Source organism: Plantibacter sp. Leaf314, from assembly GCF_001423185.1.
Classification (GTDB): domain Bacteria; phylum Actinomycetota; class Actinomycetes; order Actinomycetales; family Microbacteriaceae; genus Plantibacter.
The window spans coordinates 2091146-2106101 of the sequence record NZ_LMOB01000001.1 but is presented as its reverse complement, the minus strand read 5'-3'; the positions used below and the strand labels follow the sequence as shown (position 1 = coordinate 2106101).

General features: G+C 69.9%; 9 protein-coding genes. 6 read left to right on the top strand and 3 right to left on the bottom strand.

Annotated elements, in window-relative coordinates; translation table 11 throughout:
* Positions 1-10: 10 nt before the first annotated feature.
* On the bottom strand, positions 11-1141 hold the full coding sequence (locus ASF68_RS09950) for a hypothetical protein (RefSeq protein WP_056009794.1): 1131 nt from the start codon (positions 1139-1141) through the stop codon (positions 11-13).
* A gap of 73 nt (positions 1142-1214) precedes the next feature.
* On the opposite strand from ASF68_RS09950, the gene ASF68_RS09945 reads away from it, so the two are divergent.
* Positions 1215-1799, top strand: a complete 585-nt coding sequence (locus ASF68_RS09945) for a hypothetical protein (protein WP_157580295.1) — start codon at positions 1215-1217, stop codon at positions 1797-1799.
* 30 nt (positions 1800-1829) lie between these two features.
* Here the strand turns inward: ASF68_RS09945 and ASF68_RS18960 are convergent, their stop codons facing one another.
* Entirely contained in the window at positions 1830-2069 is a 240-nt protein-coding gene (locus ASF68_RS18960) for a hypothetical protein (RefSeq protein WP_056009790.1), read from the bottom strand.
* Positions 2070-2072: 3 nt separating this feature from the next.
* A complete protein-coding gene (locus tag ASF68_RS09935) occupies positions 2073-3119 on the bottom strand; it encodes a LacI family DNA-binding transcriptional regulator (RefSeq protein WP_235526780.1) in 1047 nt (348 codons plus the stop codon).
* A gap of 160 nt (positions 3120-3279) precedes the next feature.
* On the opposite strand from ASF68_RS09935, the gene ASF68_RS09930 reads away from it, so the two are divergent.
* The 5 genes from ASF68_RS09930 (at position 3280) to ASF68_RS09910 (ending at position 14929) form a co-directional block, all read left to right on the top strand.
* Positions 3280-4575, top strand: coding sequence for a sugar ABC transporter substrate-binding protein (locus ASF68_RS09930; RefSeq protein WP_056009788.1), 1296 nt, complete (start codon positions 3280-3282; stop codon positions 4573-4575).
* 76 nt (positions 4576-4651) lie between these two features.
* Positions 4652-5569: a carbohydrate ABC transporter permease gene (locus tag ASF68_RS09925; RefSeq protein ID WP_056009786.1), complete on the top strand. Its 918-nt coding sequence runs from the start codon at positions 4652-4654 to the stop codon at positions 5567-5569.
* Positions 5570-5571: 2 nt separating this feature from the next.
* Complete coding sequence (locus tag ASF68_RS09920; protein WP_327078816.1) at positions 5572-6495, top strand: carbohydrate ABC transporter permease; 924 nt, start codon at positions 5572-5574, stop codon at positions 6493-6495.
* A 2-nt stretch (positions 6496-6497) separates the two neighbouring features.
* The gene (locus ASF68_RS09915; RefSeq protein WP_056009784.1) at positions 6498-8465 is read left to right on the top strand and encodes a glycoside hydrolase family 127 protein; all 1968 of its coding nucleotides are present in this window, start codon (positions 6498-6500) and stop codon (positions 8463-8465) included.
* Between the two features lie 203 nt (positions 8466-8668).
* A complete protein-coding gene (locus tag ASF68_RS09910) occupies positions 8669-14929 on the top strand; it encodes an OmpL47-type beta-barrel domain-containing protein (RefSeq protein WP_235526779.1) in 6261 nt (2086 codons plus the stop codon).
* Positions 14930-14956: the final 27 nt, after the last annotated feature.

The following is a 14956-nucleotide window of genomic DNA, read 5'->3' as shown; positions in this document are numbered from 1 at the left end:
GCGCTGCTGCTCACTCGTGTCGGCCGACGCCGGGGCAGGCGGGTGCCTGGGCCAGCCACCAGGCGGCGATCGCCTGGTCGGCCTCGCTGGGGTCGCGTGGTGGATCCAGCTCGTCGTCTGCGCTCCCGCACGGCTGGGCCGTGAAGCCGGCGACCCGCGGATTGTCGGCGCTCATCGAGAACGAGATCGCCGTCTCCGAGGTGTTCGCGAGCGTCGTCACCTGCTGGTACGCCGCCCACTGCGGACTCGCCTGCAGCTCCGCGAGGGGCACTCCTCCGAGTCGCGTGTCCCCGGGGAACGCCACCGCGAGGAGGAGCTCGTCGGGCCGGTCGAGGCCCCCACCATGCTGCTCCCCGTACCAGTCGATGCCGGCCACCGAGCCTCCGAGCGGCCCGAGGACGGCGGTCGTCCCCTCGATCGCCGCGATGGTCTCCAGTACGGCGGGCGGGACGGGGAGGCCGGTCGCACTGAACCGAGGGGCTCCGGAGGACGACTCGGGGTTGTTCAGGACGAGCGTGGTCTCCGCAGCTGCCAGCGGGTCCGGGAGCTCGGCCTGGAACTCCCCGACGAAGCCGGCGATGGTGGCTGGCGCGAGCGGTTCGGCGAAGACGAACATGACCTGGAGGTCGGAGGATGCGGGTCGATCCCCGTCGGCGGATGTCGCGACGAGCTCGACCCGGATCGAATCGACCGCGACCGGATCCGTGTCGGCCGCCCACTCGCGCCAGGCCGTCACGGTCGCATCGATCGTCTTCGCCGGTGCACCGGTGCCGAACCGGACCGAACCCCCTGCGGCGTCCTCGATGATCACCTCGCCGGATTCCTTGCCGTCGGTCGCCTGAGCAGCAGCCGTCGCGACGTCGGCGTAGGACTCGGGCGGAGCGCCGTCGGCCATCTCGACGGTGATCCTGGCGTTGTAGTACGTCTCGAGCCCGCCGCCGTTCGACGCCTCGACCGTTCCACTGACGTCCTCGACATCGGGCAGGCCCTCGACGGCCTCGACGATCGACGCCCGCGCCGCGTCAGCGCCGGCGCTCGAACCGCATCCGGTGAGCAGGACGGCGGCTGTGACCGCGCCGAGTCCGATCGCGATCGCCCTAAGTGCGTTCCGGCGCGCGAGTGCGCCTCGTGATTCCCCCATGCAGGGAGGCTATCGTGACGCCGTGCTCGTCGTCCGGCGGACGGCGGGGGCTTCCATGGTCGAGGATGGATCCATGCCGAACCGGGAGTCGTCCAGCACCAACCCCTACCGCATGAGTCGTCGGCGCATCTCGACGCTGAGTGGTGCGCTCATCGGATCCCTGGTGCTGCTCGTCGGCGTCGCGCTCATCGGGGCCGCGATCGGCGGTGACGACGTCGAGTCCTGGGTCGCCATCGTGTTGTACGTGGCGTTCGGCCTACCGCTGGCCGTTGGTGCGGTCCTCGGTGGCCTGGCGATCTCCCGGTGGGGATGGGTGGCCGGCACCGTGTTCGGCTTGGGTTGGCTGACGATCCTCGTCGTCGTCTTCGACAACGGGTTCGGACTGTTCACCGACGGCGAGGCCGTGGGGCCGGTGGTCTTCGACAACGCGATCTGGCAGATCATCGGCGTCGCCGGTCTGGTCGTCGGCGGAGCACTGTTCTTCGTCGCCGGCTGGCTGAGCAAGGTCCCGATGTGGATCGGCGGGCCGGCGGGCGGCGTCGACGTCTCGCGCCGGAAGCGCTCGGGCGAGGGGAACGCGGTCGTCCCACCGGCCAAGCGCAAGCCGCGCCCGAAGCAGAAGCCGAAGCGCCGCCCGAAGCAGCAGCGACGCCCCTGAGGGGCTGAAACTGATCGCGGAGTCGACCGATCAGTCGCCCCCGCCACCTCCGCCGTCTCCGCCGCCAGAGTCTCCGCCGCCGGAGTCCCCGCCGTCGCCACCGGAGTGGTGATGGCCGCCGTCCGAGGTGAAGGGCATACCGGAGTCGGATGAGCCGCCGTCGCGGTTCGAGCCCGGCGGGCGTCCGCTCCGGGATCGGGTGATGATCGTGATCAGTGCGACCACGATGATCGCGACGGCGACGAACGCGCCGATCATCGAACCGTCCATGGCTCAGCGCCTCGGGATCGTGGAGCCGCGGAGGACGAGTCGGCCCGGCAGGTACTCGACACCCTGTGCGACCTCCGTGCCCTCGATCGCCTCGAAGATGCGGGTGGCGGCGAGCCGGCCGAGCTGTTGCAGGTTGGCATCGATCGACGACAGTTCCGGGCGCGAGTTGGTGGCCAGGATCTCCCAGTTGTCGAAGCTGACGACCGCGACGTCGCTCGGGACGTCGCGCCCGAGGTCGCGGACGGTGTCGAGGACGCCGCGCGCGATCTGGTCGGAACCGGCCACGATGCCGTCGATCTCGGGGTGCTGGGCGAGGAGCATGGCCGCGGCATCGCGGCCCCAGTGCTCGGTCCACTCCGAGAACATCGGGGTGCCGACGAGCTCCAGGCCCGCCGCTGCGAGCGCGTGCTGCACGCCCGTCACGCGGTCTCGGGCTGCGGCGTACTGCGGCTCGCCCGTGATCATCGCGATGCGCGACCGCCCGCAGGCGATCAGGTGCTCGACGGCGAGCCGACCGCCGTCGCGGTTGTCGGGCGTGATCGAGACGTCGGTCGGGTCGTCGGACGGTGCGTAGGCGTACACGACCGGCACGGGCAGCTTGTGGCCGAGGGACGGGCGGGGGTCGGTGCTGCGGCCCACGACGATGATGCCGTCGACGCGCCGGGTGAGGAGGGCGTTCAAGTGGTGCTGCTCGCGGATGGCGTCCCCACGCGCGTCGCAGAGGAACACGTTCACCTGTCCGGCGCCGAACGCGTCCTCGGCGCCCATGAGGATCGGGATCACGAAGCGACCCTCGAGGTCGCTCGTGAGGAGGCCGACGGTGCCGGTGCGGCCGTTGATGAGGCTGCGGGCGAGTTCGTTGGGCGTGAAGGACACGGTCTTGGCGGCGTCGAGCACGCGCTGGCGGGTCTTGGGTGCGACCTCGCTGCGTCCGTTGATGGCCTTCGAGGCCGTCGCGATCGAGACACCGGCGATGCGGGCGACGTCTCCGAGCGTCGCCGCCCTGCCGCTCGTGGCCCCGCCTGCGGCCATGGCGTCTGCATCGGTCATGACGCCCCCCTTCTCGTTCCGGAAACGTTACCGGATTCCGCTCTTGACGCTACCGTGATCCCAGGCTAGCTTTACCGAAAGGCGTTTCGACAGTTTCGAAACTTCTCCCCGCACCGCCGGACCCGACCGGTCCGCTCAACGATGAGTCAGAGGAGTCACCATGCGCAGCACGCACACCAGACGGATGCAGCGGGTCGGAGGAGTGGTCGCCGCCGGCGCCCTCCTCGTCGGCCTCGCCGCCTGTTCCTCCGGCGGCGGTGGGAGCTCGCCGCTCGCCAGTGCCGGCCCCGAGGGCGTGGACGACGGTTCCGAGCTCACGCTCTGGACCCGCGCCCCACTGGAGAAGCAGGCCAAGCTCCTCGTCGAGGCCTACAACGCCTCGCACGAGAACCAGGTCAAGCTCACCGTCGTCCCGAACGACGACTACGTGGCGAAGGTCGGCGCGGCAGCCGGTTCCGACAGCCTCCCCGACCTGTTCGCCGCCGACATCGTCTACGTCCCCAACTGGGTCGAGCAGGGCCTGTTTCAGGACCTCACCGCCAACATCGACGGACTCGACTTCAAGGACGAGATCAACAAGGGCCACCTGGCCGCCGGTACCTCCGACGACAAGGAGCACGTGCTCCCGTTCGTGCTCGACCTCTCGATGCTCTTCTGGAACAAGGAGCTGTACAAGGAGGCCGGCCTCGACCCCGAGCAGGGTCCGACCACCCTCGCCGAGTTCGCCGAGGACGCCAAGGCCGTGCAGGCCCTCAACAAGCCCGACACCTACGGCACCGCCACCGGGCTCAACTGCGGCGGCTGCCTCGTCTTCACCTGGTTCCCGAGCGTCTGGGCCGACGGCGAGCAGGTCATGAACGAGGACGGCACCGAGTCGCTCCTCGCCGAGGACGGCGCCAAGGAGGTCTACAGCACGTGGGCGGACCTGTGGAAGTCCGGCGCGGTGCTCCCCTCCTCGAAGGACGAGGCCGGGCCCACCTGGACCGCCGGCTTCACCGAGGGCAAGGTCGGCGTCATGCCGTACCCGGCGACCCTGCTGTCCTCCACCCCGTTCGACGTCGGCGTGTCCGGCATCCCCGGCCCGAAGGGCGGCGACTCGACCTTCGTCGGCGGCGACGGCATCGGCGTCTCCAAGGACTCCAAGAAGGCCGCGCAATCGTGGAACTTCCTCAGCTGGCTGATGTCCGAGGACGCCCAGGTCGGAGTCCTCGCGAAGGACAACGACGTCGTCTCCCGCTCCGACCTCGCGAACAACGAGTACTCGAGCAAGGACCCGCGACTGGTCACGATCAACGAGGTCGCCTCCAAGGGTGACACCCCGTACTCGCTGAACTTCCAGGAGGCCTTCAACTCGCCGACCAGCCCGTGGCTGACGCTCGTGCGGAACGCGGTCCTCGAAGGCACCGACACGGTCGACGCCGACAGCGACGCGATCACGGACGTGCTCTCGCAGTAGTCCGACCCGCGGGTGCGTCGTCGCATCCCCCGCTGTGACGGCGCACCCGCACCCACCCGCTTCGAAAGGTCCACCCATGAGTACCACCCTCGCCAGACGAGGCCCGACGGACTCGGTCGGAGCCAGGAGACGTCGAGCCGTGCACGCCCGCACCGGCTGGCTCTTCGCGCTCCCGACGGCCGTCTTCGTCATCCTGCTGTTCCTCGTCCCGCTCGGACTCGTGTTCCAGATGGCAGCGTCCGACTGGCCCCTCCTCGGCGGGAACCAGGGTGTGAACTTCCCCGAGAACTTCCCGAAGGCGATCGACAACCGCTTCTTCCTCGACTCGGTCGTCTTCACGCTGAAGTACACGGTCATCGCGACCGTCCTCCTCATCGGCCTCGGTCTCGGCCTCGCGCTCCTCGTGCAGGAGTCCAGCCGGTGGAAGGGGTTCCTCCGCACCGCCTTCCTCATCCCGAGCGCCCTCGGCCTCGCCTCGGCGTCGCTCCTCTTCTACGTGCTCTACTCGCCGATCGCCGGCCCGTTCGCCGACCTCACGAAGGCCATGGGCTTCACGTTCCTCGGCACCCCCGACGCGGCGCTCTGGTCCACGGTGTTCCTCATCGTCTGGCGCTTCGCCGGCTTCTACATGCTGCTCATGCTCGTCGGCCTCCAGGGGATCCCCGAGGAGGTGTACGAGGCGGCCCGCATCGACGGCGCATCCCGTTGGCAGACCTTCCGCGACATCACCGTCCCGCTCCTGAAGCCCACCCTCGCGCTCACCACGGTGATGTGCGTCACCGGTTCCCTGCTCGCGTTCGAGCAGTTCTACATCCTCACCAAGGGCGGCCCGGACAACAGCACGATCACCGTCGTCCAGCTCATCTACAACGTGGCGTTCCAGGGCCCGAACAACCTCGGCGTCGCCGGCGCCCTCTCGGTCCTCGTGCTCGCCGCGCTCATCGTCATCAACATCGTGCAGATCCGCGCGTTCAGCAAGAAGGTCGAGGACTGAGCATGACCATCACCCGGAAGGAACCGGCCACCGTCACCTCGACGATGCCCGACGTCCGCGGACACGGACGCGCTCGCGGCCGCGGACGCGAGGCCAAGCCCACGAACTTCTTCGGCATCGCCATCAGGATGCCGTTCTGGATCTTCACCGCGGCGCTCGCCGTGATCTTCCTCTACCCGCTCGTCTGGACCGCCGTGCGTTCGGTCTCCCCGCTCGCCGGCACGAACCAGACCGAGGGCTGGGGGTTCGGCAACTACATCACGCTCGCGGGCTACCAGGACGGCATCCTGCAGTACGTCGGCAACTCGGTGTTCGTCTCCTTGCTCACCGTCATCCTGACGCTCGTCATCTCACTCTTCGGCGGGTACGCGTTCGCCCGGTTCCAGTTCCGCGGGAAGAACGCCCTGTTCCTCGCGACCATCGCGATCCTCATGGTCCCGTACGCCACGCTGCTCATCCCGCTGTACGTGCTGCTCAACCTGGTCGGGCTCTCCAACTCGCTCGTCGGGGTGGCGCTCGTCCTCACCATGTTCCAGCTGCCGTTCTCGACCTTCATGATGCGCATCGCGTTCGAGTCGATCCCGAAGGAGCTCGACGAGGCGGCGATGGTCGACGGCTGCACCTCGTGGACCGTGCTGTGGAAGGTGCTCGTGCCGGCGGTGAAGCCCGGCCTCATCACGGTCGGACTGTTCGCGTTCCTCGCGGCGTGGAACGACTTCATGGCGCCCCTCATCCTCATCAACGACTCGGCGAAGATGACGCTGCCGCTCGCGGTCTCGAACCTGCGCGGTCAGGTGCAGGGCGTCGTCGACTACGGCGCGACCGAAGCCGGTGTCGTCGTCCTCGCGTTGCCGTGCATCCTCCTCTTCCTCATCCTCCAACGTCACTACGTGCGCGGCTTCATGTCCGGCGCCTTCAAGGGGTAACCATGAGCACCACCATCAGCAACACGTCGACGCACACCGCCCTGAGCATGGCTCCGGTCGTCCCCACCACCGGTGCGCTCTCCCCACTCGGGCTGGACGAGGTCCGGATCACGGACGGGTTCTGGGCCGACCGCCAGCGCGTGAACGGCGCCGCGACCCTGCCGCACGTCGAGCACTGGCTCGAGCGCGAGGGATGGCTCCGCAACTTCGACCTCGCCGCCGCGGGCACCCTTCCCGAGGGTCGCCGCGGGCGGGAGTTCGCCGACTCCGAGGTCTACAAGTACCTCGAGGCCGTCGCGTGGGAGCTCGGACGGCTCGGCGGCGACGATGCCTTGGAGTCGCGGTTCCGCAGCGTCGTCGACCGGGTGGCCGGCGCCCAGGAGGCGGACGGCTACGTCAACACCCGCTTCGGGCGCCCTGGGCAGGGTGAGCGCTGGTCCGACCTCGAGTGGGGTCACGAGCTGTACTGCCTCGGTCACCTCTTCCAGGCGGCGGTCGCCCGGGAGCGGACGAGCCCGGGCGCCGACGACGGCCTGCTCGGCATCGCGACGCGTGCCGCCGACCTCATCTGCGAGGTCTTCGGCACCGACGGCATCCAGTCGGTGTGCGGGCACGCCGAGGTGGAGGTCGGTCTCGCGGAGCTCGCCCGGGTGACGGGGGAGTCGCGGTACCTCGACCTCGCCTCGCTCTTCGTCGAACGGCGCGGCACCGGGGTCCTCGCGGACATCGAATACGGCCGGGCGTACTTCCAGGACGACGTCCCGATCCGCGAGGCCGAGGCGCTGCGGGGTCACGCGGTCCGCGCCAACTACCTCGCCGCAGGGGCGACGGACATCGCCGTCGAGCAGGGCGACACCGGTCTGCTCGAGGCCCTCCGCGGCCAGTGGGACCGCACGATCGCGCGCCGCACCTACCTGACCGGTGGTCAGGGCTCGCACCACCAGGATGAGGCGTTCGGCGAGGACTTCGAACTGCCGTCCGACCGGGCCTACTCCGAGACCTGCGCCGGTATCGCGTCGATCATGTTCAGCTGGCGGCTCCTCCTCGAGGACCGCGACGTCCGGTACGCCGACCACATCGAACGCGTCCTCTACAACGTCGTCGCCACGTCGCCGTCGGCAGCCGGCACCGCGTTCTTCTACGCCAACACGCTGCACCAGCGCACGCCGGGGGAGTCGAGCCCCGACGACGAGGTGTCGCCACGCGCCTCGTCCTCCGAGCGCGCGCCCTGGTTCGACGTCTCCTGCTGCCCGCCGAACGTGGCCAGGACCCTCGCGAGCCTGGGCGCCTTCGTCGCGACGAGCGACGACCACGGCGTGCAGATCCACCAGTTCGCGTCGGCGACGATCGACACGAGCATCGGTGGGGCGCACGGCGGGCGGTTCCGTGCCGAGCTGGTGACCGACTACCCGCGCTCCGGAGTCGTCTCGTTGCGGATCCTGGAGGCGCCGCGTGACGCGGTGACCGTCTCGATCCGGGTGCCGTCCTGGGCCGACGACGCACGCCTGTCGGTCACGCCGGCAAGCGGCGCGGAGGAGACGCAGGACGTCGCCCCCGGGTACGCCGACGTCGCCCGCGTGTTCGCCGCGGGCGACGTCGTCGAGCTGTCCTTCGGCATGCGGCCGCGGGTCACGCACCCCGACCCGCGCGTCGACGCCATCCGCGGCGCAGTCGCGATCGAGCGCGGCCCGGAGGTCTACTGCGTCGAGTCGGTCGATCTGCCGGGAGGCGACGAGTCGCTCGCCCGCATCGAGATCGACTCGGACGTGGGTGTCGAGGAGGCGGCCGACGGGCGCCTGACGGTCGCGCTCCGTGCCCGCCCGGTCGTCGACGCGGCCTGGCCCTACGCCGAGCGCTTCGACGCACCACGGGACGTCGAGTCGTTCACCGCGACCATCGCGCCGTATCACTCGTGGGCCGAGCGCGGTCCGTCCACCATGCGCGTCTGGATCCCCACGACGCGGAGCTGACCGACGCTCGACAGGCCAATCGGATCGCCCGACACCACCCCGGATCGCAAGGATTTCGGGGCGGTGTCGGGCGATTCCGCGTGCCTGATCGTCCGTTTTCCGCGGCGCTTTCCGAAACTCCCGAAAAGCCTTGCGGCGGCTATGAGTGTCCCGATACTCTCCCCGGGAGTGTCCTACTCACCGACGAGAGGGAATCAGACAGCGTGGTCAGAACACAGCACACCACCCCCGAGCGGGGGTCGCGCAGATGGCGCGGCGGGATCGCGGCGACAGCCGTCCTCGCTGTCATCGGAACGACCTTCCTCACGGCGCCGGCACAAGCCGCGAACGCCGACATCGGCTACCCGACGTTCTCGGGCAGCGACACCCCCATCCCGGCGACCGGCACGGGGTACACGGCCGGCAACCAACTGCAGGCCATCTTCGACGCGGACGTCGCAGCCGGAGCCGGAGCCCTCGGCGGACCCGACTTCTGGATGGACCGGATGCTCCAGCGCACCGGCACCACCGGCAGCTTCGGCGACGACAATCAGTGGCTGTTCAGCCGTGGGCGCGCGGTCTTCATGAAGGAGCACGACCCCTCGAAGCTCGGCTTCGGCGGTCAGGTCGCCTACTGGGAGGCCATCGACGGCAAGGCGGCGTACACGATCACCGCCAAGGTCGACGGCACCGACGTCACCCTCACCGAGGACACCGCGAGCCGCGTGCAGACGCCGAGCTACTGGCGCAGTGTGCACCGTCACGCCGCCACCGGGATCGAGGTCGTCCAGACGAAGTACATCACCGACGCGAACGTGGCCGTCACCGGCCTCGAGGTCCGCAGCACGAACGGCGCACACACCGTGCAGCTGACCGCGACCTCCGCCTACACGACGACCGTCGAGGGCGAAGAGCTGACGGGCGTCGTCACGGCGGCCAACAAGCTCACGACGATCTTCCCGCGGCTCTCCGGCGACGGCTTCACCCCGGACGGCGGCGGCATCACGACCAGCCTCGCCGTCCCGGCCGGCGGCACCGTCTCCACCAAGGTGCAGCTCGGCTTCGTCACCGACGAGATCGCCGAGTCGCGCACGCAGTACGACGCCGTCCGCGGCCTCGCGCCCGACGCCTCGTACACGGCGCAGGTCACCGCGTACAACCAGTGGTGGGCCGACAACGTGCCCTTCCTGGACACGCCCGAGGACAACATCGACAAGACGCTGTACTACCGCTGGTGGCTCATGCGCTTCAACTTCCTCGACGCGGACATCCCCGGCAACGACTACCAGTTCCCCACCTCGATGGAGGGCGTGCTCGGGTACAACAACGCCATCGTGCTCACCACGGGCATGTTCATCGACGACCTCAAGTACTTCCGCAACCCGATCTACTCCTACGGCCCGTGGGTGTCGGCGGGAGAGACCTCGAAGAGCTACAAGTTCGTCGACAACCCGGGCGACCCGGCCAACTGGTCGAACAGCTACACGCAGTACATCTCCGAGGCCGCGTGGCGCTCGTACCAGCTGCACGGCGGACCGACGGCGATCGCCGAGAACCTGGCGGAGTACGCCGAGGACGACGTGAAGGGCCTGCTCGACGCCTACGACACCGACGACAGCGGCCTCATCGACTACAACTGGGGTGCGATGACGGGTAACGACGCCGACGCGGTGTCGTTCCACGAACGCCCGAACGCCTCCATGGACCGCACCGAGAACGCGTACCTGTACTCCAACGCGCTCGCCTCAGCCGCCGCCTACCGGACGGCCGGCAACGAGGCGAAGGCCGTCGAGATGGACGAGTTCGCCCAGGGCATCAAGGACAAGGTCGTCGAACTCCTCTGGGACGCCGACGCGAAGGTCCTCAAGCACCGGTTCACGTCCGACGGCAAGCTGGCGAAGTGGAAGGAGATCAACAACTTCTACCCCTTCACCGTCGGCCTCATGCCGAAGCCGGGTGACGCGGACTACGCCGACGACTACGTCAAGGCGCTCGACCTCTTCGCGGACGACGCACAGTACCCGATCTTCCCCTTCTACACGGCGAACCAGGCCGACCAGGCGGACTACGGCGGGCCGGGCAGCAACAACTTCTCGGTGATCAACTCCACCGTGACGTTCCGCATGCTGGCGAAGGTGCTGCGCGACTACCCCACGAAGGCGATCGACGCCGAGTGGTACAAGAAGCTCCTGTACTGGAACGCCTGGTCGCACTACCAGAACGGTGGTGACAACCGCCTGCCCGACCAGAACGAGTTCTGGTCCGACGGCGACGCCGACCCGCAGAACATCGGCTACCGCTCCTGGATCCACCACACGATCCTCGGCGCGACGAACTTCACGATGATCGAGGACACCATGGGCCTCCGTCCGCGGAGCGACGCGAAGATCGAGCTCGATCCGATCGACATCGACTGGGACCACTTCACGGCGAACAACATCGCCTTCCGCGACCAGGACCTCACGATCACCTGGGATGCGCCGGGCGGTGAGCGCCACTACGGCGACAGCGTCCCGGAGGGCTACTCGGTGTTCCTCGACGGCAAGCTCGCCTTCACCATCGACTCCCTGAGCAAGGTCGTCTACGACCCCGCGACGGGCGCGGTCGAGGTGGCGGACGACGTCACCGTCCTGTCCTCGACGACGGCCTCGCTGCAGGCGCCGCAGGACGTCTCCTTCGCCGCCGGTGACCGGGTCGTCGACCTGTTCGCCAAGGCCGGCGCCGACGTGGACCCGGCCAGCGCCGGATCCGCGAACGCCGCCGAGGGTGCCGAGGTCAGCGCGAGCTTCTCCGCGCCGAGCCGCCCCGCCACCGCGGCGGTGGACGGCACGACCGCCAATGAGCCTTTCTGGGGCACCGCGGGGTCGCCGAACGCGAAGGACTCGCTCGTGGTCGAGCTCGGAGGCACCAAGACCTTCGACGACGCCCGGGTGTACTTCTACAACTCCTCCTCCACCGCCACCGTGCAGGGATACTCGGAGCCGGCGACCTATTCGCTCGAGGTCCGGAACGGCGACACCTGGACGGCGATCCCGGCCCAGGCCCGTGGCCCCGTCTACCCGCGAGCCAACTACAACCACGTCCAGTTCCCCGAGGTCAGCGGCGACGCCGTGCGACTGACGGTCAACCACGCCGCCGGGTTCAAGACGGGGGTCAAGGAGCTCCAACTCTTCGCGACCGGCGTCGAGGCACCGGCGTCCACCAACCAGGCTCCCTCGGTGAACGCCTGGGTCGACCAGGCGAATTCGGCCGGTGGCACGCTCGCGCTCGTCGGCGAGGTCAAGGACGACGGCCTGCCGCTCGGCGACGTGACCTCCGCGTGGAGCGTGGTCGACGCGCCGCAGGACGGTCTCGTCATCTTCGGCGACGCCACCTCGGCGTCCACGACCGCGAGCTTCACCGCGGAGGGTTCGTACACGCTGCGCCTCACCGCGAGTGACGGCGAACTCACCAGCACGAAGGACCTCGTGGTCCAGGGCGCGGTGTCCGCGGGTGGCCAGAACGTCGCCCGTGAGGCCACGCCGACCGGTGAGTTCACGGCGGGATGGAACAACGTGAACGCCGTCAACGACGGCACCGTGCTCCACAGCGGTGGATCACAGGCCGATGTCTGGGGCACCTGGTCGGGCAGTCGTCCGGCCACGAGGTGGCTGCAGTACGACTGGGCGAACCCGGTCCGGGTCGATTCCGCGACGGTGTCGTTCTGGGCCGACCAGACGAACCCCTCCTCGGGCTCCGGTGTGAACGTGCCGAAGGCCTGGAAGGCGCAGTACTGGACGGGCGACGCCTGGGCCGACGTCACGGGCGCGTCCGCGTACGGCGTCGACCGCGACGCTCCGAACGCCGTCGAGTTCGACGCCGTGACCACGACCAAGCTCCGCCTCGTGCTGAGCGCGGCCGGTCCCGGCACCGGAGCCGACCCGTACGCCGGTGTCGCGGTCAGCGAGTGGGAGGTGTTCGCGGTCGCCCCGACGGCGATCGAACCCATCGACGTGCGCACCACCACCGGTGTCGTGCCGACGCTGCCCGCGACGGTCGACGCGACCTTCGCGGACGGCAGCCACGCCGACCTCCCGGTCTCGTGGGCGTCCATCCCACCCGAGCAGGTCGCGGGCGAGGGCAGCTTCGCCGTCGTCGGTCTCGTGACCGGTTCAGCGGTGCCCGCGAAGGCGACCGTCTGGGTGCGGACGACCGCGCCCGGCCAGATCAACGCCGTCGATCCCGTCGCGGTCACCACCGCGGCCGGGGTCGCCCCAGCCCTACCGGCCTCACTCGGCGTCCTCTACAACGACGGGTCCCGCGAGGACCTGTCGGTGACGTGGGCGACCGTCGACCCGGCGGCGTACGCGGCCGAGGGCGTCTTCGAGGTCACGGGAACGGTCGACTCGGCCATCCCGGGGGTGAAGTCGGCCACCGCCACGGTGACCGTCGGTGCCGGCGGCGGCGAGGAGGACGACACCGCTCCGGTGGTCGCGCTCACCGTCGACCCGGCAGCCCCGGCTTCGGGTTGGCACACGGGACCGGCGACCGTCTCGGTCACCGCGACCGACGACCGCGACTCGGCGCCCGTCGTCGAGGTGTCGATCGATGCCGCCGCCTGGGTCCCGTACACCGGCCCGATCGCCGTGAGTGGGAACGGTGTCCACACCGTCGCCGCCCGCGCGACCGACGCCACCGGCAACCGCTCCGCCGCTGCCGACGTCGCCGTCCGGATCGATGCGACCGCACCGCAGGTGACCCCGGTCGCCGACGCTGCGGCCCGCACGGTCAAGGCGACCGCGACGGACGCCGGTTCAGGCCTCGCCTCCATCGAGGTCCGCATCGGTGATGCGCCGGAGTGGACGCCCTACACCAAGGCGGTCCTCGTGGGCCTGGAGGAGACCACGGTCCACCTCCGTGCCACCGACACCGCCGGCAACGTCTCCGCGGAGACGAGCGTCGTCGTGCCGAAGAGCGACGGTCAGCTGCGCCGGAACGTCGCGATCGGAGCCGTCCCCACGGCCTCGTTCACGGCCGCCTGGAACACGGTCGACGGCCTGAACGACGACGTCGCTCCGACCTCGTCGGGTGACGTCACGCCGAACGACAACGCGAGCGTCTGGGGCGCGTGGCCGCAGATCGGTCAGCAGTGGGTCCAGTACGACTGGGCCGAGGCGGTCACCGTCGGCGAGACCGGGGCGTACTTCGTCTCGAACCTCGACGACGCAGGCCTCGGTATCGAGGTGCCGGAATCCTGGAAGGCGCAGTACTGGGACGCCGAGGCCGGAGACGGCACCGGCGCGTGGGTCGACGTCGAGGCGCTCGGCGCCTACGGGACCGAGGTCGACGCGTTCAACACGGTCGCCTTCACCCCGGTGACGACGACGAAGCTGCGTCTGCTCCTCGAGGCCAGTGGCACCGAGAGCGGCAAGGGCAGCCTGGGGATCAAGGAGTGGCAGGTGTTCGAGGCGGCCGACCAGCCGGTCCCGGACGTCACCGCCCCGGTCGTGACCACCACGGTCACCCCCGAGCGACCCGCCTCCGGCTGGTTCCGTGAGGACGTGAGCGTCTCGGCGACCGCCGTCGACGATCGCGACCTCATCGCGACCCTCGAGGTCCGGGTCGGGACCGGCGAGTGGGCGGCGTACACCGGCCCGGTCGTCGTGAGCACGGACGGGGTCACCTCGGTGTCCTTCCGTGGCACGGACGCCGCCGGCAACGTGTCGGAGCCGTCGGTGGTCGAGGTACGGCGCGATGCGACCGTCCCGACGGCCGCAGCGACGGTCGACCAGACCGCCCGCACCGTCACGGTGACCGCCGAGGACGCACACTCCGGTGTCGCGTTCACGGAGGTCCGGGTCGGCGACGGGGCGTGGACCACGTCCACCGCGCCGGTCGCGGTCGGCGATGCGGCGACCACGGTGGCCGTCCGTGCCACCGACGTCGCCGGCAACGTCTCGGAGTCCGTCTCCGTCGACGTCCCGGCGAAGCCCGTCACGCCGGAACCGACGCCGACCCCGGTCGACCCGGAGCCGACACCCGGTCCCAGCGAGCCGAGCGGCTCGCTGACCGGTGACGAGGTGCTGCGACTCGGTGTCACGAGCGTGGCCCCCGGCGGAGCACTGCCGGTGTCGCTGACGGGAGCCCAGCCGGGCGCGGTGTTCCGCGTCGAGCTGCGGTCGACGCCGGTGACGCTCGGCACGCTCACGGTGGGTGCCGACGGCACGGCGAACGCGGTGTTCACCGTCCCGTACACGATCACGGCCGGCGTCCACACGCTCGCCCTGGTCCTGCCGGGTGGTGAGGTGACGGCGCAGGTGACCGTCATCACGCCGGGTGCCAGCACGCCGGACGCCATCGCGTCGACCGGTGTGCCCGAGGAGGCCGGTACCTTCGGCCGCCTCGCCGCCCTCGCGGTGCTCCTCGGAGCCGCCGCCGTGCTGATCGCCCGCCAGCGGGCTGGACGCACGCCGCTCGAGCGCGGACCGGCGGGACCGCTCGGCTGATCCGTGGGACAGGCCCGGGGAGCGTTC